This window comes from Tunturibacter gelidoferens, assembly GCF_040358255.1.
GTDB classification, from domain to species: Bacteria; Acidobacteriota; Terriglobia; order Terriglobales; family Acidobacteriaceae; genus Edaphobacter; species Edaphobacter gelidiferens.
Window position 1 is genome coordinate 1,024,872 of the sequence record NZ_CP132938.1, and the last position, 26,247, is coordinate 1,051,118.

33 protein-coding genes and 1 pseudogene are annotated in these 26,247 nt (G+C 57.4%); 16 read left to right on the plus strand and 18 right to left on the minus strand.

Annotated features, from left to right (window positions below; translation table 11 throughout):
- Positions 1-87 precede the first annotated feature (87 nt).
- Positions 88-1,249: pseudogene (locus tag RBB81_RS23460) on the minus strand (IS481 family transposase).
- A 168-nt stretch (positions 1,250-1,417) separates the two neighbouring features.
- On the opposite strand from RBB81_RS23460, the gene RBB81_RS04785 reads away from it, so the two are divergent.
- The gene (locus tag RBB81_RS04785; RefSeq protein ID WP_179580674.1) at positions 1,418-1,963 is read left to right on the plus strand and encodes an AAA family ATPase; all 546 of its coding nucleotides are present in this window, start codon (positions 1,418-1,420) and stop codon (positions 1,961-1,963) included.
- A gap of 39 nt (positions 1,964-2,002) precedes the next feature.
- On the opposite strand, the gene RBB81_RS04790 is transcribed toward RBB81_RS04785, so the two are convergent.
- The 4 genes from RBB81_RS04790 to glyA all read right to left on the minus strand — a co-directional run bounded on the left by RBB81_RS04790 (position 2,003) and on the right by glyA (position 4,756).
- The gene (locus RBB81_RS04790; RefSeq protein WP_179580676.1) at positions 2,003-2,200 is read right to left on the minus strand and encodes a Thivi_2564 family membrane protein; all 198 of its coding nucleotides are present in this window, start codon (positions 2,198-2,200) and stop codon (positions 2,003-2,005) included.
- A 150-nt stretch (positions 2,201-2,350) separates the two neighbouring features.
- The gene (locus RBB81_RS04795; RefSeq protein ID WP_179580678.1) at positions 2,351-2,560 is read right to left on the minus strand and encodes a hypothetical protein; all 210 of its coding nucleotides are present in this window, start codon (positions 2,558-2,560) and stop codon (positions 2,351-2,353) included.
- 239 nt (positions 2,561-2,799) lie between these two features.
- Complete coding sequence (locus RBB81_RS04800; RefSeq protein ID WP_221272894.1) at positions 2,800-3,288, minus strand: DUF4126 domain-containing protein; 489 nt, start codon at positions 3,286-3,288, stop codon at positions 2,800-2,802.
- A gap of 202 nt (positions 3,289-3,490) precedes the next feature.
- Positions 3,491-4,756 carry a serine hydroxymethyltransferase gene (gene glyA, locus RBB81_RS04805; RefSeq protein WP_353072899.1) on the minus strand — a complete coding sequence of 422 codons (1,266 nt, stop codon included), beginning with the start codon at positions 4,754-4,756 and terminating at the stop codon, positions 3,491-3,493.
- 416 nt (positions 4,757-5,172) lie between these two features.
- Between glyA and RBB81_RS04810 the strand changes: the two genes are divergently transcribed.
- The gene (locus RBB81_RS04810) at positions 5,173-5,304 is read left to right on the plus strand and encodes a hypothetical protein (protein ID WP_257025302.1); all 132 of its coding nucleotides are present in this window, start codon (positions 5,173-5,175) and stop codon (positions 5,302-5,304) included.
- Positions 5,305-5,594: 290 nt separating this feature from the next.
- Here RBB81_RS04810 and RBB81_RS04815 read toward each other — a convergent pair whose 3' ends face one another.
- Complete coding sequence (locus RBB81_RS04815) at positions 5,595-5,843, minus strand: hypothetical protein (protein WP_353072900.1); 249 nt, start codon at positions 5,841-5,843, stop codon at positions 5,595-5,597.
- A 352-nt stretch (positions 5,844-6,195) separates the two neighbouring features.
- Complete coding sequence (locus RBB81_RS04820; RefSeq protein WP_353072901.1) at positions 6,196-6,558, minus strand: hypothetical protein; 363 nt, start codon at positions 6,556-6,558, stop codon at positions 6,196-6,198.
- Positions 6,559-6,871: 313 nt separating this feature from the next.
- Between RBB81_RS04820 and RBB81_RS04825 the strand changes: the two genes are divergently transcribed.
- Positions 6,872-7,249, plus strand: coding sequence for a tautomerase family protein (locus tag RBB81_RS04825; protein ID WP_353072902.1), 378 nt, complete (start codon positions 6,872-6,874; stop codon positions 7,247-7,249).
- A gap of 115 nt (positions 7,250-7,364) precedes the next feature.
- Here the strand turns inward: RBB81_RS04825 and RBB81_RS04830 are convergent, their stop codons facing one another.
- Entirely contained in the window at positions 7,365-8,603 is a 1,239-nt protein-coding gene (locus RBB81_RS04830; protein ID WP_353072903.1) for an alpha/beta hydrolase family protein, read from the minus strand.
- 163 nt (positions 8,604-8,766) lie between these two features.
- On the opposite strand from RBB81_RS04830, the gene RBB81_RS04835 reads away from it, so the two are divergent.
- Entirely contained in the window at positions 8,767-10,338 is a 1,572-nt protein-coding gene (locus RBB81_RS04835) for a tetratricopeptide repeat protein (protein WP_353072904.1), read from the plus strand.
- Between the two features lie 106 nt (positions 10,339-10,444).
- On the opposite strand, the gene RBB81_RS04840 is transcribed toward RBB81_RS04835, so the two are convergent.
- A complete protein-coding gene (locus RBB81_RS04840; RefSeq protein WP_353072905.1) occupies positions 10,445-10,864 on the minus strand; it encodes a DUF3291 domain-containing protein in 420 nt (139 codons plus the stop codon).
- Between the two features lie 250 nt (positions 10,865-11,114).
- Here RBB81_RS04840 and RBB81_RS04845 point away from each other — a divergent pair, with 250 nt between their 5' ends.
- From RBB81_RS04845 to RBB81_RS04855, 3 genes are read left to right on the plus strand one after another with little or no spacing between them, the layout of a single operon-like run.
- Positions 11,115-11,441: an ArsR/SmtB family transcription factor gene (locus RBB81_RS04845; protein ID WP_353072906.1), complete on the plus strand. Its 327-nt coding sequence runs from the start codon at positions 11,115-11,117 to the stop codon at positions 11,439-11,441.
- Positions 11,438-11,893, plus strand: a complete 456-nt coding sequence (locus tag RBB81_RS04850; protein WP_353072907.1) for an SRPBCC family protein — start codon at positions 11,438-11,440, stop codon at positions 11,891-11,893. The genes RBB81_RS04845 and RBB81_RS04850 overlap by 4 nt, the downstream gene beginning before the upstream one ends.
- Positions 11,890-12,309 (plus strand): DoxX family protein, encoded by a 420-nt coding sequence (locus tag RBB81_RS04855; RefSeq protein ID WP_179580692.1) that lies wholly within the window; start codon positions 11,890-11,892, stop codon positions 12,307-12,309. Before RBB81_RS04850 ends, RBB81_RS04855 begins: the two co-directional genes overlap by 4 nt.
- Before the next feature lie 138 nt (positions 12,310-12,447).
- On the opposite strand, the gene RBB81_RS04860 is transcribed toward RBB81_RS04855, so the two are convergent.
- Entirely contained in the window at positions 12,448-12,663 is a 216-nt protein-coding gene (locus tag RBB81_RS04860) for a helix-turn-helix transcriptional regulator (RefSeq protein ID WP_179580694.1), read from the minus strand.
- Complete coding sequence (locus RBB81_RS04865; RefSeq protein WP_353072908.1) at positions 12,663-13,091, minus strand: hypothetical protein; 429 nt, start codon at positions 13,089-13,091, stop codon at positions 12,663-12,665. The genes RBB81_RS04860 and RBB81_RS04865 overlap by 1 nt, the downstream gene beginning before the upstream one ends.
- A 368-nt stretch (positions 13,092-13,459) precedes the next feature.
- On the opposite strand from RBB81_RS04865, the gene RBB81_RS04870 reads away from it, so the two are divergent.
- Positions 13,460-13,924 (plus strand): PEP-CTERM sorting domain-containing protein, encoded by a 465-nt coding sequence (locus tag RBB81_RS04870; protein WP_353072909.1) that lies wholly within the window; start codon positions 13,460-13,462, stop codon positions 13,922-13,924.
- A gap of 261 nt (positions 13,925-14,185) precedes the next feature.
- Entirely contained in the window at positions 14,186-14,614 is a 429-nt protein-coding gene (locus RBB81_RS04875) for a DUF1801 domain-containing protein (RefSeq protein WP_353072910.1), read from the plus strand.
- A 135-nt stretch (positions 14,615-14,749) separates the two neighbouring features.
- On the opposite strand, the gene RBB81_RS04880 is transcribed toward RBB81_RS04875, so the two are convergent.
- Positions 14,750-15,835 (minus strand): carboxypeptidase-like regulatory domain-containing protein, encoded by a 1,086-nt coding sequence (locus RBB81_RS04880; protein ID WP_353072911.1) that lies wholly within the window; start codon positions 15,833-15,835, stop codon positions 14,750-14,752.
- Positions 15,836-16,359: 524 nt separating this feature from the next.
- Here RBB81_RS04880 and RBB81_RS04885 point away from each other — a divergent pair.
- A complete protein-coding gene (locus RBB81_RS04885) occupies positions 16,360-16,638 on the plus strand; it encodes a hypothetical protein (RefSeq protein ID WP_179580702.1) in 279 nt (92 codons plus the stop codon).
- 127 nt (positions 16,639-16,765) lie between these two features.
- Here RBB81_RS04885 and RBB81_RS04890 read toward each other — a convergent pair whose 3' ends face one another.
- From RBB81_RS04890 to RBB81_RS04900, 3 genes are all read right to left on the minus strand, one after another.
- On the minus strand, positions 16,766-17,341 hold the full coding sequence (locus tag RBB81_RS04890) for a methyltransferase family protein (RefSeq protein WP_353072912.1): 576 nt from the start codon (positions 17,339-17,341) through the stop codon (positions 16,766-16,768).
- A gap of 48 nt (positions 17,342-17,389) precedes the next feature.
- The gene (locus RBB81_RS04895) at positions 17,390-17,683 is read right to left on the minus strand and encodes a hypothetical protein (RefSeq protein WP_183790736.1); all 294 of its coding nucleotides are present in this window, start codon (positions 17,681-17,683) and stop codon (positions 17,390-17,392) included.
- A 160-nt stretch (positions 17,684-17,843) separates the two neighbouring features.
- Entirely contained in the window at positions 17,844-18,560 is a 717-nt protein-coding gene (locus RBB81_RS04900) for a hypothetical protein (protein WP_179580712.1), read from the minus strand.
- Positions 18,561-19,060: 500 nt separating this feature from the next.
- On the opposite strand from RBB81_RS04900, the gene RBB81_RS04905 reads away from it, so the two are divergent.
- The 5 genes from RBB81_RS04905 to purK are packed head-to-tail and all read left to right on the plus strand — an operon-like array spanning position 19,061 to position 21,698.
- Positions 19,061-19,300: a hypothetical protein gene (locus tag RBB81_RS04905; protein WP_179580714.1), complete on the plus strand. Its 240-nt coding sequence runs from the start codon at positions 19,061-19,063 to the stop codon at positions 19,298-19,300.
- The gene (locus RBB81_RS04910) at positions 19,242-19,688 is read left to right on the plus strand and encodes a hypothetical protein (RefSeq protein ID WP_353072913.1); all 447 of its coding nucleotides are present in this window, start codon (positions 19,242-19,244) and stop codon (positions 19,686-19,688) included. The genes RBB81_RS04905 and RBB81_RS04910 overlap by 59 nt, the downstream gene beginning before the upstream one ends.
- Positions 19,689-19,698: 10 nt before the next feature.
- The gene (locus RBB81_RS04915; RefSeq protein ID WP_179580742.1) at positions 19,699-19,959 is read left to right on the plus strand and encodes a hypothetical protein; all 261 of its coding nucleotides are present in this window, start codon (positions 19,699-19,701) and stop codon (positions 19,957-19,959) included.
- 45 nt (positions 19,960-20,004) lie between these two features.
- A complete protein-coding gene (gene purE, locus RBB81_RS04920; protein ID WP_353072914.1) occupies positions 20,005-20,523 on the plus strand; it encodes a 5-(carboxyamino)imidazole ribonucleotide mutase in 519 nt (172 codons plus the stop codon).
- Positions 20,520-21,698 carry a 5-(carboxyamino)imidazole ribonucleotide synthase gene (gene purK / locus RBB81_RS04925; RefSeq protein WP_353072915.1) on the plus strand — a complete coding sequence of 393 codons (1,179 nt, stop codon included), beginning with the start codon at positions 20,520-20,522 and terminating at the stop codon, positions 21,696-21,698. The genes purE and purK overlap by 4 nt, the downstream gene beginning before the upstream one ends.
- 73 nt (positions 21,699-21,771) lie before the next feature.
- On the opposite strand, the gene RBB81_RS04930 is transcribed toward purK, so the two are convergent.
- The 3 genes from RBB81_RS04930 to lpdA form a co-directional block, all read right to left on the minus strand.
- The gene (locus RBB81_RS04930; RefSeq protein WP_353072916.1) at positions 21,772-23,412 is read right to left on the minus strand and encodes a 2-oxo acid dehydrogenase subunit E2; all 1,641 of its coding nucleotides are present in this window, start codon (positions 23,410-23,412) and stop codon (positions 21,772-21,774) included.
- 138 nt (positions 23,413-23,550) lie between these two features.
- Positions 23,551-24,312, minus strand: coding sequence for a lipoyl(octanoyl) transferase LipB (lipB, locus tag RBB81_RS04935; protein ID WP_353072917.1), 762 nt, complete (start codon positions 24,310-24,312; stop codon positions 23,551-23,553).
- Positions 24,313-24,390: 78 nt separating this feature from the next.
- Positions 24,391-25,809 (minus strand): dihydrolipoyl dehydrogenase, encoded by a 1,419-nt coding sequence (gene lpdA, locus RBB81_RS04940; protein ID WP_353072918.1) that lies wholly within the window; start codon positions 25,807-25,809, stop codon positions 24,391-24,393.
- A 239-nt stretch (positions 25,810-26,048) separates the two neighbouring features.
- Here lpdA and RBB81_RS04945 point away from each other — a divergent pair, with 239 nt between their 5' ends.
- Positions 26,049-26,246 (plus strand): hypothetical protein, encoded by a 198-nt coding sequence (locus tag RBB81_RS04945; protein ID WP_353072919.1) that lies wholly within the window; start codon positions 26,049-26,051, stop codon positions 26,244-26,246.
- The last annotated feature ends 1 nt before the right edge of the window (position 26,247 follow it).

Consider the following 26,247-nt stretch of genomic DNA (forward strand, 5'->3'; position numbering starts at 1 on the left):
GAGACTAATCAATGGCGGCGTTACGTTGCATTCGTTGGCGACATAAGAGTGTCAGGGGTAGCGGAACGATTGTATCCAGGGGCAAACTCAGACCGCTCGCCGTGCGGCTCTAAAGCGAAGCTCTTCCACATTGAGTTCTCCGATCGCCATATCTCGAAAGACTCTGTAGACCCCTGGTGTAATTAACTCGAACCCCAGCTCTTCGAAGCGGAAGACCTCGCTGATGAAGATTCTGTTTTTGTGCCAGATGATGTCGCCGCTGTTGTTCACCCGTCGCAAAAGTAGCCCCTTCGGGTACGTGAACTCCGGCAATTTGCGTCGCAGTCGAACGGAGCTGGGGTGGTAGAGACTGGTTGGGACTTGGTTGTCCAGGCCCTCATGTGGGCGCTCGTTATTGAACACGTAGCGGAAGGTTATCGAAGCGGCTCTGCTGTGCGCGAAGGGATGCCGCAGGAGGTTTAGTTGTGTCTTCCTTTAGCGTTCGATGCATCCGCTCGTGGCGACCGTTTTGCTGCGGTCGGCCCGCTTGAATGCGCTCATGCACGATCCCGAGCTTCATCCAGCCGAGCGACAGCTTCGACAGCCCTAACAGTCCTGTTCCTGCAAACGGTGCGCCGTTGTCTGTTCTGATCCGTGCTGGCACCCCGTATTCCCGCATGGCCGCTTCGCAGATTGCTCGGACCTGGCTGAGGTCCATACGCGAGACGATCTGGCAACGAATCAAATAACGGCTATGCGCGTCAGTGATGGTGAATGGATCGCAGCGCTTTCCGTCGCCGGTGGCGAAGTAGCCTTTGAAATCCATGCACCAAAGCTGATTTGGACCAGTGACCAGAGAGAACGGCTCAGAGCATGGCGTGGTGCGTTTCCGCTTCTTCTGCGGACTGGTCAAGCCAGCACGGCTCAAGATATTACCGAACGTACTAGCTGCCGGCCACGCTACGTCTGGTTGCAGCATCTCCAACCTCGCTTTGAGCTTGCGCGCGCCCCAGGACGGATGCTTGGCCCGAAGCACGAGGATGGTGTTCTCGATCGGCTCAAGCGTCGCGTGGGAGCAACTATGCGGGCGGCGGCTGCGATCCACGAGTCCTTCTGGCCTCGTCTCGTTGTAGCGGTTGATCCAGCGATAGGCCGTTGGACGCGAGATTCCGTACGCGCGACATAGGTCCGCTACCGACATCTCTTCCTTCTGATAACTCGACAAAAACTGCAAACGTTGATCCAAGATTCGACTCTCTTTCCAGGGCATACAACATCGTCGTGCGTGCCCAAATACCGAGCATCAGTAGCCGTCGCGCTCCGCTGTAAACCATGTCTCCGGTCTGTTTTGTAACGGAACTGCTATACCCGCTACGACGAACTGAACAATGAGACTCGTATACTTGGCGCGGAGTAATCGCGTGAAGGATATGAATCGATGAAGCTGATCTTCCTCTATGGTTTGCCCGCCACAGGAAAGTTGAGCGTCGCGCAGGAACTGGCAGCGATGACCGGCTACAGACTCTTCCACAACCATCTCACAGTCGATATGCTTCTGTCGGTCTTCGACTTCGGTTCGCCAGCCTTCGTCGCTCTTCGGGAAGAGATCTGGCTATCGGTCTTCGATCAAGCCGGCCTTAGCCAGCTGTCAGCCCTCATCTTTACCTTCGCGCCCGAACCGACGGTGCGGCCCGGCTTTCTTCAGAAGGTGCTGACTACGGTCGCCAAGAGAGGCGGTGAAGTTGACCTCGTCGAACTCGTCTGCCCGTTGAACGAGTTGAAGCGACGCCTGAATAGCCCATCGCGGCTTCAATATCGCAAACTGACTTCCGCCACAGTATTCGATCAAATTCACGCAACCGGGGGATTCGACGGATCTTCCCTGCCGAAGCCTCGTCTCTCGATCGATACAAGTCTCTGCACCGCCGCACAGGCAGCAGCTAAGATTGCCGAGGTACTCGGACTCGATCTGTCGCTGACCTAACTTCGTTCACGTGCCGAGGGGATGTCACTTTGAGAGGTCTTATCGTAGCGCATGGTGGAAGCCGAGCGGACCAAGCAGGCCAAACGTCTGCAGAAGCCATACGATCACTGCGATGATCACCACCACTCGGATGATTTGTTTGATGGTTCCATCCATCGGGATCAACCCGATCAAGTAAAGCAGAAGGCCAACCACGATCAGAGTGACGATGACGCTAATAAGCGCGGGAGTGAGCATAAGGATTTCTTCCTCTTTCTACAGAGCTGGTTAGTGTGATGCGGAAGTGCTCTGTTTTGAGGAGGCGATGGTCAAAAAAATGTATTCGGCTTCGTTGCAGTATCCGACGATTGCTGAGACTTAGCGGCGAATCTCTCCTGGTAGACGGCTCTACCAATCGCGGCTGTGATGGGGGATCCGCCCGCAGTCACCTTCTGTGAGGTAGCAGCGGAGTATTCCAAAGAGCACAGTGGCCCCTGCCCCGATGATCATGAAGAGAACGCCGGTTGTAATTCTTCCTGTGAAGTAAGGAAAGAGGAAGACAGCAACTCCCGCGTACATCAGAATCGTAAGTAAAGTCCGCGTGACGCTCTTCGTCATTCCTCTACCTCCAGTTATACCCGCGGCCAATGCCGGAGCAAAAACGTTCGCATACGCTTCGCCACTCGAATCGAATCAAGCGGGACCGCGTTTCGCGTCACTTGCGCTCCGCGGTACTGCACATCCTACTCCGAAAAAATAACCTTTTGCTAGACTTTTTGTTTTTTGGGACGCTGCAAAGTCCTGCAACTATGTTGATTCTAAGATTCGTCGTGCGTTGGTCGCCGATCTGGAGTGCTCTATCCGGTCACTATCCCCATCGCCAAAATGGCACCGATGACGGCACTGAGGTCCTCGACGAGTGCCACAGGCCAGTCTTTGCACCCCAATCGCACCACGATCTCTCGGCGAATCAAGATGCCTGCAAAGGCCCCTATGAGGGCACCCAACAAGCAGAGAATGACGCCCTCGACTCCAGATCCATTGAGTCCTGCCGCCACGATTGCACCCACCAACCCGGCAAATACCAATCTTGCTATCAATGGGAACGGCGCCGTCCGATTTGGTGTCTTCGGCAGCTTGTCCCCGACGTATTCCCCCAGCGCCAGCACGGTAAAGACGATCGCCGTCACCAGTTTTCCGGTCCAGGATGCCCAGCTGTCGCCGACAGAGAGCTGGCCCGCATAAGCAAACCAGCAAAGAACTGCCATCGCGGTCATCGTCCGAAGGCCGGTTACTAGACCAAGCAGGGGAATGGCGATCAACCAGGTCATCATTTGCATCGCCATAGCGCTCCCCCTTTTCTCCGAGACTCGAAGGCCATCAAGCCGCAACTGCACTTTGGCCAGCTTATCGACCACTCCCGTTAGTGTTCAATCGAAAACTATACTCGCAGATGGTTTCCGCGCAGCCGCCGGCGAACCAGTATTGTCACACTACCGATTGCGACTCAATCAGATGTTCGTTGAAAACGGTCTGGCTATAAGGAAGTTATTCGCCTTGCAGCCAACCGTAAAGCGGGAATTTCTCTGCCATTTCGAGCACCATGCCGCGAATCTGCCGCAACTTCGCGGGGTCGGTTCGGTGTTCGAGAGCCTCCGCAATCCAACCTGCAATGACGCGCATCTCCGGTTCCTTCATGCCCCTTGTCGTCAACGCTGGCGTACCGATTCGTATGCCGCTGGGCCTCATCGGCGGATTGGTGTCGTAGGGGATTGCGTTCTTGTTGACTGTGATCCCAGCCTCTCCCAGAGCGTGTTCTGCTTCAGAGCCGAGCATTCCCTTCTGGAAGACGTCGATAAGGATGACATGCGTGTCGGTGCCGCCGGAGACGATGCGGTAACCCTCTGCGGCCATTGCTTCTGCAAGGACCTTTGCGTTGACGACTACCTGGTTCGCGTAGGTGGCAAACTCCGGCGCGAGAGCCTCTTTGAATGCTACTGCTTTGGCTGCAACAATGTGGATGAGTGGGCCGCCCTGTTGGCCCGGAAAGACGCTGCGATCTACGCCTGCGGCGAACTCGTGATTGCAAAGGATCATGCCAGCACGTGGCCCACGCAGGGTTTTGTGTGTCGTGGTGGTGACGATGTGAGCGTGGGGAATTGGGGATGGGTGCGCGTTGCCTGCGACGAGGCCGGCGAAGTGGGCCATGTCGACCATGAAGTAAGCTCCTACTTTGTCGGCGATGGCGCGCATGCGAGGGAAGTCGAACTGGCGCGGGTAGGCGCTGCCTCCACCTACGATTACCTTGGGTTTTTCGCGGATCGCGGTGGCTTCGAGCACGTCGTAGTCAACGGTTTCGGTATCTTTGCGGACCTGGTAGCCGACGATTCTGTAGAGTTTGCCTGAGAAATTGAGTTTGTGGCCGTGGGTAAGATGGCCGCCGTGGGCCAGGTCGAGGCCCAGGATGCAGTCGCCGGGGTTGAGGATGGTCATGTAGGCGGCTGCGTTGGCCTGGGAGCCGGAGTGGGGCTGGACGTTGACGTGGTCGGCGCCAAAGAGCTGTTTGGCGCGGTCGCGGGCTATGTTTTCAACGACGTCGGCGTACTCGCAGCCGCCGTAGTAGCGCTTGCCGGGGTAGCCTTCTGCATATTTGTTGGTGAAAACAGTGCCTGCGGCCTCTAAGACTGCGCGGCTAACGAAGTTTTCCGAGGCAATCATCTCCAGGCCTTCGTGCTGGCGCTTTATTTCGTTTTCAATCTGGGCGGCGATTTCGGGGTCGGAGGCGGCCAGCGGGGCGTTGCGGTCGATGGGCATGGCGTTATTTTATGTCACGGGTTTCCGTGTTTTTTTTGTGGGTGGAATTTCGCATGGTGTTTTGTGATTTGCTGTGTTTTTGAGCGGTGTTTTGGGGAAAGAGGGTGTTTCGGCGTGGTGTTTTGGTGGTGAGATTGTGGTGAGATGCATGGCTAATGTGGACGCCAGACAATGTACTTTTCGACGGCTAAGAATGTGCCACAACTTTCAACTTTATTTTTACGGGGGACAATCGGCCTGATCGCCATGGGGTTCTGGTGATCGGGTTGCCTAGAGAAAAAGAAAATTGAAGGGTGCAAGAGCCTCTGATTTTCGATTTCAAACGAATAAGGTTTTCGGGCGGGCATCCATTCGGTTGCAGTTGGCGTTCTTATTGTCAGCAGGCATAAAGCGAGCAGCAATGGAAAGGATCACCTATGCAGACCTTATATGTTGGAATTGCGTTTTCGATGATGGTGATTCTCCCGCTTCTTGTCGCCAAGTGGAGCGGAGCGCCGCAACGGGATCTTGAGTCCTTCGGCAGCAAAGATCAAAAGATCATCAGCTAGTCAGCAGAGCGGAGTTTTGAAAAGCCACGAACGTGCTCTAGTTCGTGGCTTTTCGCTGCGCGGTGTGAACTTGTGGATGGAAGGTGACGGGTTTCTTCACCTGGCTGTGCTTCGGTTGCAGGTTGAGGTAGACTACACGATCGCACACGACGAGTGAGCGATTTTTCACAAACTGGATGCGATCGATTCTTCTTCTCACTGCTCGCTTCATGGATGGATCGGTGACCAGAGCCATGATGGAACAGTCCAAGTGCGAGAACCTGTAAGGGATCACGGTCGCGCCGGCCCCGCTACTGTATAACGGCTGCCCTGACGGTAAGTAGCGCCGTCGTGCGTGCCTGCGTCTTCGCAATTGCCGACTTCAGGAGTAATCCCGCCCGAGTGGGAACGCAGACGCACATGGAGTTAAGGGATTTGCTGGTGCTGCCAGCGCGCCCGGGCTGGGAACCGATGGCGACGATGACGAGAAGGACGGCTATGAAGATTGCGAGACGCCGCGTGGAATTATCGGCTGATGGAGGATACGGAGGCTGTGTCATGGGATGACCCTCTGGCGGGATTATACGGAGGCCGGGTTATGGAAGTTCCATAAAAGTACGGCCAACTTCCATGGGTCTACCCTCTGCGAGCTGGAAGTCGACGAACTCATGTCAAGTCAACGCGGGGGAGGCGAAAAGATCGGCCTTTCACCTCGCTTAGACTTCTAACAAGTCTTATCACTTCTTATAAGCCGACTTATCGGACTGATCCGACAAGTAACTTAGTGATTTTGTGCTATTTGAAACCGGCTGACATTGCTCGGATAATGTGCTCACACCCAGTATTGCGGGAGGAACAGAGAGGGCCGACTGCATGCCGGCCCTCTGCTCTTTCCACGTTATTTCGCGAATCCTATTGGCCCTTGTATGCGTTTGTATAGCCCTTCACGAATGACTCACGAAACTCCGTCTTGAACTGGTCTTTATCCATCCCCTTCGGGATCTTCGCGTGAGCATAGGCCTTGTTCTCGGTAGGACGGAACGCCTGGCCTCGCGACACGTCCGCCTGGCCCTGGTTGAAGCCTGCGGCATAGCCTTGACGAGCGACCATGTTGGGAGTGCCGTTTTCGGGATAGGCCATGTCATAACCGCGTGGCGCGCTCCAGCTAGCCGAATCGTCGCTTTGCGGAGTTTGCGCTAGCCCAGCCGACACAACGCTGAAAGAAAGTGCACATGCAAGCACTACACATGACCAAGTGCTTTTGCGAAAAATCATAAAAACCTCCAGACGGGCAGCATTGCAGCGCTACTCACCTGAAAGGTACGACTCTGTATGTATCGCCTGGGTTGCCCCTGGCCACCATTACGGGAAATTCAACTGAAGCACCTAAAGCAGCTTGCGAATAGCCGCTGTCCCAAAGAGAGAAGGGCGGTGGGAGACGGGGCACGCGCCTATTGTTAGCGATTGGCCGGTAGACAGAATGCGGCCTCAGAGCACACTATCGATCAGGCACGAGGTCTTATCATCTGCTTCGACTTTGAAGAAGTCTGAGTGTTTGCAACTAATTCTGCACCTAGAGGAGACTATTATGCCGTTTGCTCGTATCGATCTGCTTAGGGGAAAAACTGTTGAGTATCGCGCCATTGTGGCCGACGTCGTGTACCAAGGGATCGTCGATGTCCTGAAGGCGCCGGATGGCGACCGCTTCATCGTCATCGGCGAGCATTCACCGGACAATTTAATCTACGACCCCAAATTCCTCGGCTGGGATCGATCGCCTGACTTCATTTTGATACAAGTGACCAGCACTGTCGGAAATAATAAAGATTCAAAGCTGGCCTTCTTTCGATATATAGCCGACGAACTGAAGAGCAGGCTATCCGTGCGCCCTGATGACGTCATGATCAACTTGGTCTTCGTTGACCGCTCGGATTGGTCCTTCGGCAATGGCGAGCCGTGGGTTTAGCCGATCATTGCCTGACAGGGCTCGATGGAAAGCAGACGTAGACCCTCGCAGCCTTACATCGGCAGAGTAACGCCTTGCCTGCGGCGGCGCGGGCTGGCGTTTGGATTCAGAGGATTTATCGAGCCTTTGCTGTTTGGGGAGATTCGAGTGCCGGGGCGGTCTTTGCCTGTGCGAGATGCTTGAAGGACTTGTAGATGAAGGAGCCGAGGTACCAGCCGTCGATGTACTTGTAGGGGGTTTCGCCGGTGGTGTAGTGGCCGCAGGGGAGCACCTTTGAGATGTAGTCGATCTTCAGGGCGTCGAAGTTGGTGAGGACGTCGAGCGAGTATTTGAGCGGGAAGGTGAGGTCATAGGTGGCGTGGACGACGAGGACTCGCTTTGGGGTTGCGGCGAAGCGTTCCATGTAGGACATGGGGCTGACGATGGAGAAGATCTCGCGGACCTGATCCTGGGTGAGGCCGGACTGCTCGAAGGCAGCGCGGATGTGGCGGGTGCTTTGGCCGGCCCAGACGACGTCTCCGAACCAGGTGGAGGCGTGGTTGAATGCGCAGACCTGCAGGCGCTGGTCGAAGGCGGCGGCGATGAAGGCGTAGCAGCTGCCGAGGCTGGTGCCGAGGACGCCGAAGTGCTCGTAGCCTTGTGATTCGAGCCAGTCGATGCAGCTGCGGATGTCGACTACGGCCTGACGGCAGGCCTCGGTGGTGCGGCCTACGTTGGAGCTTACGGCGTAGTCGGAGCGCTCGAGTTCGGCGGGACGGCGGACGTCGTGATAGGGCTTGGAGAGGCGGAGGCAGGAGATGCCGAAGCTGTTGAAGAGGGTGCAGAGGGCGTTGTGGGAGAAGGCGTCGGCGTTCCATTGGGGCATGACGATCATGGCCTGTTTGGGCTTTCCCTTTTGTGTGTCCGGGTGTGCGGGATACCAACGCGCGTTGACCTGGTCGTTCTCTGGATAGCGGGTGCGGATGGGTGAGGTGAAGCGGAGGAACTCGGCCTCTTCGATCTCTCCGGTTTCGGCTTGGCGTTTGAGTTCGGCGTCCTCTTCCAAGGTTTCGGGGCGGACGTTGGTGGGGTAGAGCTGGGGGTGGCGGCGCTCGAGGCGGAAGTCGGTCGGGGTCTCGTAGCCGAAGAACTCGTCGGCGCGTGCGACGATGTCGCGGTTGACGGCGGTCATTCGGGCAAAGTCGTCTGCCACAGGCGTGTCGCTGAGGTGCGGGTTGGCGGCACGAGCGAGCGGGCTGAAGTCCTCAAGCCAGTCGAAACCCCACTCGAGGGGGCGGACGATGCGATTGGTGTCGCGGGTGGTGAGGGCTGTCTCCCAGGAGTACATCCACTTTGCGTAAAGCTTGGAGAGCATTATGTACAAGTTTAGCAAGAGTGTCGTGTCAGAATCGTCCGGCGCCGCCATGAGGGGGAGTTTAGGACTTTTGTTGAGAGGAGTTGTGGGCTAGGCTGTTGCGTAAACCTGCGTGCATCTGTTCGTCAGCCTTTAGAAAAGTTGAGCGGGAGGATGGTGTGCGATGAAGTCTTATCCCGTGCCGCTGCGAAGGCGGCCGCGTCCTAAGAGTGCGAAGCAGTTTGTGGAGAGGGCGAAGGAGTTCTTGTGGGATGCCGCGGGGAGGATCACCTTCTGGCGTCTGGTGAAGGGCTTCGTTGTCGTCTTTCTGTTTCTGCCATTGGTTGTATATGTCGTTCGCGAGGTGAATCGCGACGTTCTCATCATCGATCCGTTTGGCGTTCCCAAGAGCCTTTCGGAGGCGGGCCTTTCGTCAGAGGTTATGGCGAACCGAGTGGGGGAGAGGCTGCGGGTGATGGAGGCGACGACCAAGACCCGAATGAAGAAGGATGTTCTGGGATCGCAGGGGGAAGAGGCGTCGATTCCAGAGGTCGAAATTCCGGGGACGAAGTTAGGGCTGAAGACGATCGTCGATGTGGCGAGGAGCCTGTTTCATCGTGAACCAAAGCACGTGGGCGGCGACATCGTGGTTGCCGCGGCGGATGCGGCGCAATCCACATCCGACCCGCCAATGGTCAAGAGGCCGGCGATGATAACGGTGTACTTCAAGCAGGGGAGAAACGGGAGCCAGGCGCTGAGCGGGGCCGCCGAGCGGGACGATGAGAACATGCTGGTGCAGCGGGCGGCGGAGCTGGCTCTTGAACAGGTGAATCCTTACGTGCTGGCGTCGTATTGGGACGATCATCGGGAGTTCGACAAATCGATCAGAGTTGCGCGGGCGATCACCGAAGACACATCTCAGGATCTGCTGCACCGGGAGGCCAGCTTCAATCTTTGGGGAGCCGTGCTGAGCGACGAAGGAAAGTCGGAGGAGGCGATTGCGAAGTACCAGAGGGCGATCGAACTAGACCCGATGGATTCGTTTCCCTACTACAACTGGGGAATCGTGCTGGTCGGGGAGAAAAAGTATGAGGAGGCGATTGCAAAGTTCCAGAGGGCGATCGAGTTGAATCCGAAGGATGGGGATGCCTACGTCTACTGGGGAGACATTCTGTATGACGAGAGAAGGTATGACGAGGCGATTATGAGGTACCAGAGGGCGACCGAGCTGGATTCGAAGAATGCGGATGCCTACGTCAACTGGGGAAACGCGCTCTACGTCGAGAGAAGGTATGAGGAGGCGATTGCGCGGTACCAGAGGGCGATCGAACTGGATTCGAAGAATGCGTCTGCCTACATCAATTGGGGAAATACGCTATGCGTGGAGAGAAAGTATGAGGAGGCGATTGCGAAGTACGAGACAGCGGTCGAGCTTGATCCGAAGAATGCGCTTTCCTACAGTGGCTGGGGAAACGCGCTGTACAGCGTTGGAAAGTATGAGGAGGCGATTGCGAAGGATCAGAAGTCGATCGAGCTCGATCCGAAGAATGCATTTGCCTACGGTGCCTGGGGACAGGCGTTGTATGGCGAGGGAAAGTATGAGGAGGCGGTGGCGAAGGACCAGAAGGCGATCGAGCTGGATCCGAATAATGCGTTCGCCTACGGAAGTTGGGGCCTGGCTTTGAAGATGCTTGGTAAAAACAGCGAGGCTGAGGAGAAGTTTGCGAAGGAGAAGGAGTTGGAGGGGTCGAATTAGTACTATGCGTGGGGGATTCGCTGCGATGCGGTTGGTGTCGCGGGTGGTGCGGGCTGTCTCCCAGAAGTACATCCGAACGTAGGCGCTGGTACGGGGTAGCCAGGAATCAGATGATTCCGCCGCCGGTGGTACGCGGCTTTCGGTAGTTGAGGCTGGCGTGCTCGGGACTTGGGTGGTTCACTTTGGAGGCGCGGCCGCTCTCACGCATGCGCCGGTCAGCCTCCTCCCAGGAAGGCAGGCTAGTTTGCTCTTGCTCCCAATGTGCGACGGAGGCTTCATCGCACCAGTGCATGAGGTGAGGCATTGCACTCTTGTGCGCCCCTGTCGTCATATATTGGCGCATACTTTCGCGTTCGTCCCAAGCTGTCATGGTCCAGAAAGTCCAGCTTCGGTCGGGCAAAAGCGCACCGGTATGGAATCCGGGGGCCTTCTTGACCTGTCGAAGTGAGCGCACGGTGTAGATCGCAAACACGGGCAGGTAGAGGATGGAGCGAATGCGCAAGCGCGTGAGGCTGATAAAGATCATGACGGATGGCCTGACTGTCCCTATGCTATCCCGTTACACGACTGCGGTCGTCACGGTCAGCCTTGTGTTCAAGTTGAGTTGATGTCGCTAACCATATGCCGACTTTTCGTTGCTGATCTGAATTCGAGGAGTGACTCGGCGATGGTGAGTTCATGAGAAACGGAAATTTCGGTGGGCAAGGCTGCAACTTCGAAATAAATAGCGTCACGTCGCTCTTGACAAACCATAACCATATGGTTATGGTTTCAATGTGAAGCCGGCTAATGCCAATCCTGTGTTCCGCGCTCTTGCCGACCCGACTCGCAGGGCCATCTTCGAGGAGTTGACCCGGCAGGGCGAGCAGACCGTCCACGCCTTGACTCGCTATGCGGGCGTGTCGCAGCCTGCTGTCTCCAAGCACCTGACGGTGCTGAAGCGTGCGAAGCTGGTACGGCATCGACGTGCGGGACGCGAGACTCACTATCGCGCGCAGCCTGATGCGCTGGCGCCGATGGTGGACTGGCTGCGTGACTACGGCGACTTCTGGCGTGACCGGTTTGACAAGCTTGAAGCACTTTTGGAAAGGATGGAGCCATGAGCAATGCAACAGAGGGGAGCAATCCAGCAGAGAGTACACGTACGCTTGTGATCGAGAGGGTATTTCCACACCCGCCAGAGAAGCTGTGGCGAGCGCTCACGGAGCGCCCGCTCCTGGCGCAATGGATGATGAATAACGATTTCGAGCCGGTGGTCGGGCGGAAGTTCCAGTTCCGGGCCGATCCTATGCCGAACTGGAACGGCATTGTCGACTGCGAGGTACTGATCGTCGACCCACTTCGGCGCCTGTCTTATAACTGGGGTGTTGGGGGAGGCGAAGCCGGGCTTCAATGGGTTGTGCTCTTCACGTTGACTCCAGCGGAGGGCGGCACCCAAGTTCGCATGGAGCAGTCCGGCTTCGGTCCCGATCAGCAGGCAGCTTATCAGGGTGCAAACTACGGCTGGCAGAAGTTCTTCGGCGGCCTGGAACGTGTCCTTGGGGAGGTGGAATGACCACGAAGGCAAAAAACATTACTTATTGGACTACGACCGGACTGATCGCGTTCTTTATCGGAAGCGGCGGTTGTGCGCAGATGGTCCAATTTTTCGGCAACCCCCATGGCGTTGTGCCGGTGCTTGGCTACCCAATGTATTTCTTTGCCATCCTGGGATTTTGGAAGGCGCTTGGAGCCATTGCCATCCTTGTGCCGCGTTATCCGCGGCTCAAGGAATGGGCGTATGCCGGCATCTTCTTTGACCTGACAGGCGCGGCTGCATCCTGCGCTGCAGTCGGGGGTTACGGCGCTTACGGCTTTCACGTCCTCGCTCCGCTCATCCTTACTGTTTTTACAGCGGTATCGTGGGCGCTGCGACCCCCAAGCCGTACCATCGGCGCCCTGTTTCCTGCGACAAATGGCGAACCGGTGTAAACGCGTGAGCAGCGTTTGCGTATTGAGTTCTCGTGGGCAAGCTGGCGGGCTTGGTTGCACTGCTCGTCGCGATAGTCCCGGCACGAGGCGCGATTTGTCAGATCGCGCCGCACGGAATCGCAGCTTGCTCAGCTCAGGTTAACGCTTACCGCGAGGGTCATACTGGAAACACTGCTCGAGCGACACACCAAGCACGATTGCGACTTTGAACGCGGTCTCAAGAGAAGGCGAATACTTGTCTTGTTCGATCGCAATGACGGTCTGCCGTGTGACGCCGACTCGATCGGCGAGTTCCTGCTGGGTCATCTCGCGGAGGGCCCGGAGTTCTCGAATCTGATTGCGTATTGCGGGCATCAGAGGGCTCTCCGGTAAGCCATAATTTGCGTGGCGGTCTTCGTGATATCAGCGATGACCAACATGCCAAAGAAGACGCTCAGGAAATGAAGTCCTATCATCCGGTTTTCCAATTCGAGATGGCCGACCGTCGAGTGAAACCACAACATGCCCAGCCCGAGGACCATGAGGGACGCGAAGGTCAAATAACCGGCACGATAGCCGCGCAGCTCAATCAAGCGATCGCGCTCGTCCGTTACACGGTTGCGGGTTACGGCGGCAATGACCGACTGCAGGATGATCTGCAATACGATGATTCCGACAATCATGCCTGCGACCTTGTTGATGGAGTTTTGCTGGTGCAGGAAGAAGTAGGGGCCGTACACGAGGAGCTCCGCCACAAGCGAGGCGTAGAGAGACTTCTCCCGGTATGAAAGGTTTGTCGCCATAGCAAATCGCTCCCTTGTCAAAAATATTTGACATTGAGAAAGATAGCGCTGCACTCCGCACATGTCAAATATTTTTGACGTTGGTTTCCGAAGTTGCGATCTTCACCGCGCTTCATTGGAGTGCATCGCCAAGCCAGATGGAATTATCGTGCCAGCCCAAAGCTTTTTGTGCAATCTGTTGTACGCTCTAGAGTGAATTCAATGGAGTCTTTGCGTACTGTGCGCATTTTCTGCGAGAATGCGTTTGGAAAGCGATAGCTGCGTCGCGAACATCCGCCGGAACCGGCAAAGAATCAACTCCGAATCGTCTCGCACACGCACTGTCCGGGCCCCAGTTATCCCCATCCCCGCAACCTCTGGAGGCTTCCATGCGCCCGAATGCATGTCTTCTCACACCCCTTGCGGTGTTCTTCGCGATATCCACCCTCACCGCCCGCGCCGACACTTTCAGCTATACCTTCTCCGAAGGTCATTTGGGTCATGACGCCTTCACTTACACGAGCCCGACGCAGATCCTGACGACCACAACGTTCACGCCCACTACCTGTACCGTGCAGGCATCACAGGCTTGCTCGACCGTCTCGTTCGACATCGCAGGCTCAGCCTCTTCTCTGATCATCGATGTAGCGGCGGGCGGAGCCGATTCGTTCAACGGTTTACCCGCGTCCTTCTTTACCAACATTGGCGTGAATACCGCATTTAGTCCCAACACGATAACTCTTACGGTCACCGATATTCCGTCCGGAGTCCCCGAGCCTTCCAGCCTGCTGCTGCTCGGCACTGGTGTACTCGGCCTTGCCGGGGCAGCCTGCCGCAAGTTTCTCGCGGCCTGAGATCGCTGTCTCAGGAATCCCCCTGTCTTTGGGGGTGGGCATTTTTGTTGAAAATGGAGACATCGGCCACTTTCTAAAATGGTTAATTGAACAGAGACCTGAGGCCTGGCGTGCAGCGACGACGCCCGTCTCCTGAACGCGCCAGCAAAGTCGGCTTTTCGGAAACTTCATTCATTCACTCCAAACTGACCACTACACGACGTCGGCGGAGGTTGCAGGTTACGCTGAGTGCAGTGAGAATAGGTGCGGGAGTTTGCACATATGAAAAAGGCCGTCGCGGGGGAATCTGCCTCTGCATTCATCGACGCGAAGATCAACGAACTTGGGGACTGGCGCGGGAAGACGCTCGCGAGGGTGCGCGAGATCATACACAAGGCAGACCCTGAGATCGTCGAAGAGTGGAAGTGGATGGGGACTCCCGTCTTCTCACACGGTGGCATCGTCTGCACGGGAGAGACGTACAAGAACGTGGTCAAGATGACGTTTGCCAAGGGAGCTGCGTTGAAGGATCCTTCGGGGCTATTCAACTCCAGCCTCGACGGGAATGTCAGGCGCGCCATCGACATTCACGAAGGCGAGAAGATCGATGAGGCGGCCTTGAAGGAGCTCATCCGCGCTGCAGTGACGCTCAATCTCGAAGGCGAGAGCAAGCCGAAGCCCCGGCGAGCGAGCAGCAAGAGAGTCGACTAGGTTCATGGCGGCTCGGGTCTCTGCTACGGCCATATCTACTCCGGGAGGAGTTTGGGCATCTGGCTCATGCGCTGAGCGGGCCTGTGAGAAGTGGGATTCTCTGGGCGTGTCGTCGGTCCAATTGCCCTCTGCTTTCTAGTTGCTTCCCGCGTCTGACTGATGTCGGGACCTGGCTGTGGAGGTGAGCTTGCGCAGGACGAACTCCTGTATGACGCCGTTGGCCATGTCGGCGGCGATGTCAATAAACGTGGTCGAGAAGACCAGCCCCGGGCCGCGATTCGACTCCGGATAGTAGGTGTTGGAGAGGGCACCGGAGGCGAGATATCCGCCGAGGCCTGAAAAGTTCGGCTGCCAGCGTCCGTTATCTCCTTTGCAGATGAAGGGCGTGGAGAGGGCGTGTAGTGCGCGCGACTTCTTTGTGCCTGTGCCCTGGTAGAAGTAGCGGGGGTCCTGATGCAGGATGGATGGCAGGATGGCGCCGCCGATCAGGATGTCGGTTAAACCGTTGGCGTAGTTTGCGCCCAAACGCTGGCCGTAGCCCTTGGTGCCCTGCTGGTAGTTTGGGGTGTCGGAGGCTTGATCGATGCCAGAGACGAAGGCTGCGCCGGCGAAGGTGACGGGGTCAATCGAGGTCTTGAGAGCGAGTCTGAACTTCAGTTTGGGCGTGAGTGGAACGGCGTTGTGGTCATAGACGACGTAGAAGTTGGGGATGAATCCCAGGACGCGCTGCTTTTCCTCCAGCTTGACCTGCTCGGTGGCGAGTTCCTCGGTCGAGAGAAGCGCGTTGACTGTGGTGATCGCGGCAGCAATCCGGAGGCGGATGCCGGTGAGGTCCATATATTGACCTGGCCGGAGGATGACTTCAGGGGAGCTCCAGTCTGCGAAGCCACTGGCACTGACGGTGACATGGTAGGGAGTTCCCGGATCGAGATGTTCGAGTTTAAAGAAACCGTCATCGCCCGTCTTTACGCGTTGGGAAGCGGTGAGCGAAGGACCTTCAAGAACGACCGTAGCTCCTGGAACGGTGGCATCATTCACATCGGTCACCGTACCGATGACCGTTCCAGTTTGAGGTTCGGGTGCGGAGGTACGCTGGGCTACCGCGGCACCGGTGACCGACATACTGATGACCGACATACTGAGAAGAAGGAGACACAGGCGATTCCCGAGACTCCTCTGGCGTCGTGTCTTATCGACAACTTGTTGGGGGACTTTTTTCACCTCTGTCACTCCGAAAAATAACAGTTGAGAATCAGCACCTCACCGTACCTGGCCGTACCGAACGACGTTTGGACACCTGATCAGATGCATGCGTCGCGACTTGTGATTCTGGATATCCAGGTGTGATAGTTCCGAGGCTTCGCTCTGCTTTGTTGACGAGCGATTCCTCCTACCCTTGGTGATGATAGGCCCTTCGGTTCGCTGTGTGTGGTAGGAAAGTGGGATTTCGTTAAATCTTCGCTTGTGCTTGCTAATTGTGGGCCGCTCATCGGATTTCCAGCATCAGATGGTATGTTCGTGCTCTATTTCTGAAGAAATTACCCTTCGGAAGAGAGAGTGGAAAATGTTTTCCTACTTTTGGCAATCTGGGGCATTCGACGGTGTCGGATGAGTGGTAACGGGCTGCGGCAGTAGCGTTGAAAACAAAGAATGACGGGCGTTTTAACAGCATTGGCAGGCCAAGTGCAACTATGCAAGATGTAGCACAGAGTTCGCGGAGACAGCGAAACGGAGGGGAGAGCTATATGGCAGCAATTACGATTTATACATGCGTTTGCGGGGTCCAGAAGAAGACCAGCAATCATTGGGTTCTGGCCAAGGTTACGTCGCACGGCGTTACGTTTATGCCGTGGGATGCGGAGTTGGCGCGGAGCCGGGACATTACCATTCTTTGCGGTGAGGGTTGCGCAGCATCGATGCTGAGCCGTTCACTGGGCGATTGGAAGAAGCCTGCAGTGGGCGTGACCAGCGTTGGTTCTGTAACTGATGTCAGCGCGGAAGAGTACGAGTTGGCGGTGGCTTAGGCTGGTTTCCCCGGGAGCCGCAAGAGGCGCTCTGCGGGGATTTCGTGGTCGGCTTGTGTTCTGGATTGTCTTGGATTGTTCTGGAATGGAGACGGCTGAGCGCGGTTGGGGGTTGGGTTTTATTGGGTTAGTAGATGCCGGGGATGAGGCATTTGGTGGATTTGCTGTAGATCTCGTACTCGTGGCCGAAGGCGCGGCGGAGGGCTGACTCTTCTACGTGGATCCGGTAGAAGAGCGCGGCGGTAGTGGGGATGAAGATGATCGCCAGACCGAGCCAGTTGCGGGTATAGAGGCCGACGGCGGCGAAGATGAGAATGAGGCCAGAGTAGGACGGGTGGCGGACGAAGCGAAATACTCCGGTTTTGTGGATGGTTTGCGTGACGTGGATGGCGACGTTGGCGCTGAAGGAACGGCCGAGGGTGACGATGGCAGTCCAACGGATAGCGAGGCCCAGGATGAGAAGAGTGAGCGCGGTGAGTCGAACCCAGGAAGCACCGTGGTCGATGGTGTGGGAGTGGGTTTCGCCGTAGAAGCTACCGAGGGTGATGGCGACGAGGATGACGAACCAGAGGATGCGGAGAGAGCCTCGGTCTTGTATGTCGGCGCTGGGATTGCCGCTGCGGATTCGCGTGATCACGAGGATGGCGACTTCGGAGAAGATCCAGGCGAGGTCGAGGATGCGAAAGAGAGCCGATACGTCCATTCGTGACCTCGTTCTGGTTTGTGAGGCGTGGTGGCACTTCGCGCGATTCTAGGGGAGTGGTGGGGTGATGCTTTCGACGATGACGCCTTCGGTTTCGAAGTGAGAGACGCGGTGGTCGGTGGTGTGGCCCATGTGGATCGCCTTCTTGAGAAGCGTGATGAGAGGGCGGGAGGTCTCGGGGAACCAGCGATCGGAGGATTGGTCCCAGTCGACGGCGAGGTTGTAGGTGGTGTCGCACTTTGGGCAGGTGAGGGGCGTTTCGAGCCAGCGTTGGAAGGATCCGGTGGTGAGCTTGCGGACCGGGTCGGTGCCAGAGCGGATGGCTGCTATGCGGAGGTTCATTGGTGGGGATAGGGTAGCACTGAGATCTTGTGGGTATGTCCTGGTCTGGGTCTGGGTTTTTTTCGAGTGGCTTTAGGACAGGCAACGGCGTGCTGCGCGCACGGCGCGATCTGCCATCGAGGCTGACGCGCCTTCGGCGCCTTCTCTCTGGTATGTGTTTTCAGAGCTCGGAGAAGACGAGGCAGACGCGGCCTACGATGTAGTCGGCCGGGGTTTCGTGGGAGGCGAGGGGCAGGAGCTGGACGGGGAAGTCGCGGGAGTAGGGACGGAGGATGAGACGGCCCTCGTCGAAGTCCACGAAGCGGAGTAGGAGGGCGGCTCCGCAGCGGACGGCGTAGAGTGTGGGTTGGTGGGCGCGGTAGGGGGCGAGGGAGTTGTAGTGGCGGTCGAGGACAGCGATGGCTCCGGGGGATAGGAGCGGGTCCATGGCGGCGGATTGCTGGGTGTCGGCGCGAATGGCGAGGAAGCGCTGCCAGTGGGCGTGCTTGGTGGAGGGACGGGCTCGGTTGTCGTGAAGCCGAGAGGCGGATACCTGGACGGTTTCGATGATGGAGGCGGGGGGGATGCGCGCGTCGTCCATGGCGGCGGAGGGGGAGACGACGGGGATGGTTTCGATGGGATCGCTGTTTTCGGGGAGGGTTGGAGTGGAGGCTGCGTTGAGGTCGAGCGGGAGGATGTGTTCGATGGAGAGTTTTTGCGAGGCCAGGACGCGGTCGAGTCCTTCGAGAGAGAGGGCGCGTTTTCGGTTGAGGAAGTTGGAGATGTGGGCTTGCTGGAAGCCGGCCTGATGGGCGAGGCGGCTGCCGGTGAGGAGACCGCGGTCGATGCGTCGAAGGAGTTCAAGCCGAAGGAGTTCGTGAAGGTCTTGAAAGTTCATAATGGAGGGTAACCCTCGGCGAACCATATCATTGGGCAAGGCGAACATAAAGCGAAATATTCGCTTGACGCAATAAGTTTGTGCTCCAAACTACTGCTAACGAGGGATATACGAGACAGCATAGCCTGAGGAAAGATTGCGGTTGACAGTAATTTTGTCAAAAGCTATAACCTTGAGACTTTCCCAATGCGGAATCGAAGCGGTAAGGCGACCTAAAACCTCGAGCTGGGGTTTCAAGTGCCGGACTGCATTCGGAGACGTGTGAGGAGGAGACAGGGTGATTGATTTTTCCCAAGGTGTGACACCGAACTGAAGCAACGAGAAACGAATGTTGTCGTTTGTCCGACGGAGCCAAGAGAGCGAAGCGGCGAAGCGAACGGCGTTCCATAGCAACTTAGGCGAGCCCACTCGACCATTGTAAAAAATTGAGGCTCGTCCGGGGGAGAAGTACGCCTTGAAAGGGAACGAAGTGAACTACTTGCGCATGGATTTGAAGGTATGTGAAGGGTGCGGGGCGCTCTGGCTCCGTGCGGGCTCTGACGGTGTGTACTGCCGGGGATGTGCTGGGCGACTGGCAGAGTTTCCGGCTCCGCGAGGCAAACATGCTGGAGGCCGGAAGCGGCGGCGTGTGCGCGTTGCGGGATGCACTGCGGCGGCGGTGGGTGTTACTGGAGGTGCTCGATGAGTGCAGCTCTTGTGATTCTGCCGGCGGTGTGGGCTACGGCTTCGCCTTCTCGTAAGAAGACGCTGCCAGAGGTGGTGCAACAGAAGAAGACGGCTCCGGAGCTGGCGTTCTACCGGAAGTATACGGAGGGAATGCTGCGACGGTATGTGAGGCTGTCGATGGAGGCGGGAAGAGCGCCATCGTTGCTGGGTCGCGAGATGTTTCGCGGGAAGGTGACGAGCTACCGAGTGCACAGCTTTGAAGATGTGGTGATAGCGGATTTGAGTGTGCTGAAGAACCAGATGGAACATTTGCTGGGGATAGGACAACCGGGGAGACTGACTCAGCTGGAGGACAGGGTTGATCAGCATGAACGCAGCGTGCAGCGTATTAAGGGGCTGCTGGGTGCAGGTGGAGCCGTATTGGCCATGTTCCATATGGCGATTGACTACTTGAGGCGATAAGGGAGAGGTTATGAATTTTCTGAAGTTATTTTTGCGATCGATCGCCTTGCTTCCAGGCGTAGTTCAAGGGACTGAGGCTTTGTTTGGGGCGAAGACCGGGGAGCAGAAGAAGGAAGCGGCGGTAGAGATCGTAGGGGCTGCGATCAACATTACCGATGCTGTGACGATGAAGCATATCGCCGACTCAGACAAGTTTACGCAGGGACTGAGTATGACGATTGACGGTGTGGTGATGTGTCTGAACGCGAGTATCTGGGCGAAGCGTTCGTAGTACTGCTCGGGGCACGGCGTGCACTGGAAACCGTATAATCGGGCCATGGACGCCGAGCCGCTGGGCACTGTTTTGGTTGGAGTTGTGATGGGAAGCCGCAATGATTATGCGGTAATGCGAGGCGCCGTGGAGGTGCTGAAGGAGTTTGGCGTTGCGCACGAGGTGCGGGTGGTGTCGGCTCATCGGACGCCGGATCTTCTATTTGATTATGCAGATTCCGCCGTTGAACGACGACTGCGGGTGATCATCGCGGGTGCTGGTGGCGCGGCGCATCTACCTGGGATGATTGCCGCAAAGACGGTGGTGCCAGTGCTTGGCGTGCCGATTCCGGCGACAGCTTTGCAAGGGATGGATTCGCTGTTGAGTATTGTGCAGATGCCGAAGGGAGTTCCCGTGGGAACCCTCGCGATTGGAGCGGCTGGAGCTACGAATGCGGGATTGTTAGCTATAGCGATCCTGGCTATTACCGATGCGGCGTTGCAGAAGAAACTGGTGGCCTGGCGTGCGGCGCGGCGGGATGAGGTTCTTGCGCAGGTAGTCGGGGAAGATGAGGTTGGCGCGTGAGCTCTGGTTCTTCGAGTGCGAAACCGATCCTACCGGGCGCAACAATTGGGATCTTTGGCGGTGGGCAGCTCGGCCGTATGACGGCGATGGCGGCTCGTGGTATGGGATATCGCATCCTCGTGCTTGATCCCGATCCGGCCTGCCCTGCCCGGTTCGTAGTGGATGGATGCATCGAGGCGGGGTGGGATGATTCGCGGGAGGCAGCGAACCTTGCGCGCGGCTGTGACGTGGTGACGCTGGAGATTGAGCAGATCTCGCCGAGGAGCATGGAAGCCGCTGCGAGCTATGCGCCGGTGCGGCCGGGCGGTGCGATGCTCGCGGTGATTCAGGACAGGATTGAGCAAAAAGACTGGCTGCGGCGGAATGGATTTCCCGTGGGGGAGTATCGTGCGGTTCGGTCGCTGGACGATTTGCGAAGTGCTGTGGCTGCACTTGGAGGCAGGTGCTTCTGCAAGAGTGCTACTGGCGGGTACGACGGACGAGGTCAGGGTAAGGTTGGATTTACTGCCGGTGCATCGCTCGATGATGAGGTGCGGGGTGCGTGGGAGGCTTTGGGTGAGAGGGCCGGCGTGGCTGAGAAAGCGGTTGAGCTGGCGAAAGAGATCTCTGTGTTGGTTGCGCGTGCGCCTAACGGAGAGGTGAAGGTCTATCCAGCTGCGCTGAATCACCATGAAGAGCAGATTCTGGCCTGGAGCGTGATTCCCGCTCCGCTGTCTTCGGAGATGGAAGAGCAGGCTCGGGAAATCGCGGAGGCTATTGCGGATACATTTCAACTGGAGGGAGTGTTGGCCGTGGAGATGTTTTGCACGACCGACGGGAAGCTGTTGGTGAACGAGCTTGCTCCGCGGCCCCACAACAGCTACCACGCGAGTGTGCGGGCTTGTGTGACGGGGCAGTTTGAGCAGTTGGTGCGGGCGGTTTGTGATCTGCCGTTAGGTGACGTTGATGTTGTGCAACCGGCTGCCATTGCGAATCTGCTCGGCGACCTATGGCTGAAGGATGGACAGGCTGCCGAACCCAGGTTTGATGCGGCACTTGGAGTACCCGGGGTTAGGTTGCATTTGTACGAAAAACATAAGCCGCGTAAAGGACGGAAGATGGGTCATCTTTCGGCGGTTGGTGCAACGGCAGACGAGGCGGTTGAGCTGGTGTTGCGGGCGAAGGCTCTGCTGTGACGAAAACTAAAACAAGAAGCGCGGCCGACTAAGTCAAGTCTGCCGCGCGGTTCTTGTTTGAAGCTGGTTTCGGTTAGCCGATGTCTTCGGACCAGTTCTCGAGGTATGCCTTGAAGTCGGACATGAATTTGCCGGCATCTGCACCATCGACGATGCGGTGATCGAAGCCAAGGGTGAAGCGCTGGATGGAACGGATCGCGATGGAGTCGTTGCCGTCCTTATCAGTGATGACTTCGGCTTCCTTATTGAGGCCGCCGATGCCGAGGATCGCGCTCTGTGGCTGGTTGATGATGGGAGTACCGAACTGCTCGCCGAAGATGCCGGAGTTGGTGAGCGTGAAGGTGCCGCCGGAGATCTCATCGGGAGCGAGCTTCTTGTTGCGGGCGCGATCGGCTACGTCAACGATGCCGCGAGCAATACCCAGGAAGTTTTTCTCTTCAGTCTGCTTCAGAACAGGGACGATGAGGCCCCAGTCGAGGGCGACGGCGATGCCGATATTGATGTTCTTGTTGTAGCGGATCGCTTCGCCTTCAATTGAGCCGTTGACGATGGGGTGCTTACGCAACGCGACGATCGCCGCTCGGGTAATGAAGGGCATGTATGTCAGCTTGACGCCGTTGCGCTGCTCGTACTTTGACTTCTCCTTCTCGCGGAGTTTGACGATGCGCGTCATATCCACCTTGAACACAGTGTGTACATGCGGGCTGGTGCGCTTGGACTCGACCATGCGCTGCGCAATGATGGAGCGCATCTTGGTCATAGGAACAAGCTCGCCGGGCTGCGGCTGGGGAGCGGCCGGTTTTGCGGCTGCCGAGGCCGACACGGAGGCCGCCGGAGCGACAGAAGCAGCAGCAACAGGCTTTGGACCCTGCTCCAGATGGCTGACGATGTCGGTCTTCGTGATGCGGCCCGAGGCTCCTGTGCCAGGAACCTGCGAGAGATCGACGTTGTTGTCTTTTGCTATCTTGCGGACCAGCGGGGAAGAACGGACGCGCTCGCCGGCTGCTGCAGAAGCGGAAGGTGCGGCGGGCGTAGGAGCAGCCGTGGTTGTCGCGGATCCAGGCGCCGATGCAGTCGGAGCGGCTGCCTTTCCGGCCGCGCCACCGATGACCGCGACCACCGTGTTGATTGTAACGGTGGCACCCTCCTGAACCTTGATCTCGGAGAGTGTACCGGCCACGGGCGACGGGATCTCGGCATCAACCTTGTCGGTCGAAATCTCGAAAATTGGTTCGTCGCGCTGGACTGTGTCGCCCACTTTCTTGAGCCACTTGGTAATCGTTCCCTCTGTGATGGACTCGCCCATCTGAGGCATTAGAACTTCGGTTCCAGGACCTGCGGCGCCATTCGAGGCAGCAGGCGGATTCCCCTGAACCGCGGGTGGTGCGTCGGCCGCAGCGGGTGTGACGGTGTCGGCTTTGGGATTAGCCGCCGTTTCAGTCTTTGCCGGAGACGCGGCGGGTGTCGATGACGAGCCGGCTTCATCGATGCTGCAGACGACAGTGTTGATCTGGACCGTCGTGCCTTCTGAGATTTTGATCTCCTTCAGAGTTCCGGCGGCGGGCGAAGGGATCTCCGCATCGACCTTGTCCGTGGAGATCTCAAAGAGGGGTTCGTCCCGCTGAATGGCGTCGCCCGGTTTCTTAAGCCATTTTGTGATGGTGCCTTCGGTGATGGATTCGCCCATCTGGGGCATAACTACGTCAGTCGGCATGAATATCTCTTCTCCCCTGATTTCAGGTGCGGCCTAGAGGTACGAGCGGCGAACCGCCTTGTGTCTGCCCGGTCCGCTGTCGGGCGTACGCAAATGGGATTATACGGCGGCGAGGTGATTGTTGGCCGCGCGGTGCGGTTAGCGAACATCGGCGGCAGCAACGGATTTATCGGTTTTTATGGGTGCCGCGAGCAACTGGTCAAGTGATTCGCACCAGAGCATCTGGCGCTCGAAAACCCGGCCGAAGTTCCGGGCTGTCGAGTTAAACGCCGCCTCCATCGTTGGCTGGCGGTCGTGATCAGCCTCCACTTCGAGGCTTGTTACTTGCCGATCGGCGATGCCGCAAGGGATGATCCAGTCAAAATCTCTTAGATCCGTGGTCACGTTCAGCGCAAAGCCGTGGGACGTCACGCCTTGAGAGACATGGACGCCTATCGCCGCAATTTTCTTCTCGCGGATGCTGCCACCGGCCATCGTCCAAACGCCTGTGAGCTTGCAGATACGCTGCGTCATGACGCCGAAGTCGCCGCAGGTGCGGATTAAGGTCTCTTCGAGCAGACGAACGTAGTCGACCGGGCCGAGATGAGGTCCTTTTTTCCCTGGCAGGTCGCCGCGCAGATCGATGATGGGGTACCCGACCAGCTGGCCCGGGCCGTGATATGTGACGTCGCCGCCGCGGTTGATTTCATACAGCTCGATTCCGCGCTGAGCCAGTTCTTCGTTGCTGGCAAGAATGTTGGAGCGATGTGCGTTCCTGCCAAGCGTCAATACGGGAGAGTGCTCCACCATCAGCAGCGTGTCGCCTATCAAATTCTGCTTTCGCGCCGCGATGACCTGTTGCTGAATAGCGAGCGCTGCGCTATACGGGACGCGGCCGAGATTGAGAAGATTGATGTACATGAGCGGTTCTTGGCGTCGACGATTATCAGACAGCAACCGAGCCAGATCGCCCGGCTGCTGTCTCAACAATGATTCGGGCTAGACGTTGACGGCCATACCTTCAACGCTCGAGAAGCCGTCAAGGAGGGCCTCAGCCACCGTCGGATGCGCGTGGATGGTGAACATCATCTCTTCAATCGTGGCCTCGAGCTCGATTGCAGTGACGGCTTCGGCGATGATCTCTGTCGCGGTAGTGCCGATGATGTGGACGCCGAGAATTTCGCCGTGCTTCGCATCCGAGACGACCTTGACGAAGCCATCGTGCGCATCGAGGATCGTAGCCTTGGAGTTGCCGACGAACGGAAACTTGCCGACCTTGACCTGGAAGCCTTTCTCCTTTGCCTGCGCCTCTGTAAGGCCGACGCTCGCAATCTGAGGATCGCAGTAGGTGCAGCCCGGGATACGGGTGCGGTTTACCGGCTTGGCGAACTTGCCAGCGATTCTTGCCGCAACGACGAGTCCGGCCATACTCCCGACATGGGCCAACTGAGGCAGCCCGGCGACGATATCTCCGATTGCGTAGATGCCAGGCTCGGTCGTCTCCATCCATTCGTTGGTGACAATGAAGCCACGGTCCGGAGTGATCTTCACCTTGTCGAGACCTACATCATAGGTCCGCGGAGCCCGGCCAACTGCGACCAGCACCTTCTCGGCCTGCTTGGTCTCGCCCGTTCCGTCAGACTTCGTGAAGTGAACCAACACGCCATCTTTATTCTTTTCGAACTTGTCGACCTTCGCTGACAGGTGGACATCGACGCCACGTTTCTTGAAGAGGCGCAGCAACTCCTTGCTGACGTCTTCATCCTCCGCGGGCACCATGCGGGGCAACGCTTCGAGTATCGTCACCTCCGCTCCGAAGCTTTTGAAGATAGAAGCGAACTCGACCCCAACTGCGCCGGATCCCACGACCACCAACGACTTGGGGGCTGCGTCGATCTTCAATATTTCGTAGTTCGTCAGAATCGTCGTGTCCGCTTCGTAGCCGGGGAGCATACGAGCGTCAGAACCGGTTGCCAGCACAACTTTCTTGGCCTTGATGGTGTCGGTTTTGCCATCAGCCGTCCTCACCTCGATGGTGTGGACGCCGTCCTTCGCGGGGCCCGTCAAACGACCGTAACCCTTAATGGCATTGATCTTGTTCTTCTTCATCAGGAAGTCGAGACCCTTGACGTGACGCGAGATCACGTCGTCTTTGCGCGCCAGGACGCCCTTCCAGTTGAGCTTGGGCGGCGTCACTTCGATGCCGTATCGGTCGGCATGCTTCAGGTGATCCCAGAGTTCGGCGGAGAAGAGCATCGATTTGGTGGGAATGCATCCCCAGAGCAGGCATGTTCCTCCCAGCCGGTCATTGGCGTCGATCAGCGCGGCCTTCAGGCCATATTGCGACGCGCGGATTGCGCAGGTATATCCGGCGGGTCCGCCGCCAAGCACTACTAAGTCGAAAATCGTATCTGCCAAGGGAACACTCCATAGGATCTCGGAACTCAAACAGTTTCAATTTTACCCTCAAGCGTTGAGCCATCGACAGCACGCCAAGGACACTGATTCTCGCGAAGAGAAGTTGAGGCGCATCGGAAAAGACGATGATGCATCCTGTATCACGTCGATCGATAGGTAACGAAGGAGTGTCGCGAGGCGAAGTTTCGGCGAAACTCCTTGACACAGGCTAGATAATCGAATCAGGGAGAAACGTTTCGATGGTTAGCAATGTAGCCCGGCTGACAAGCGCACTTCGCAACAGCGTTTTAGAGGAGGATGCCGATTCGCCTCCTTCCCCGGAGACCACCCTCACCGAGAAGATTGACGCTGTACGGCGCGATCTGGCTGAAACCGGGGTAGCCCTCTTCACTGACGACCGAGGCCACCGCTTCCGCATCGTCCGCAAGCCCGCCTAGA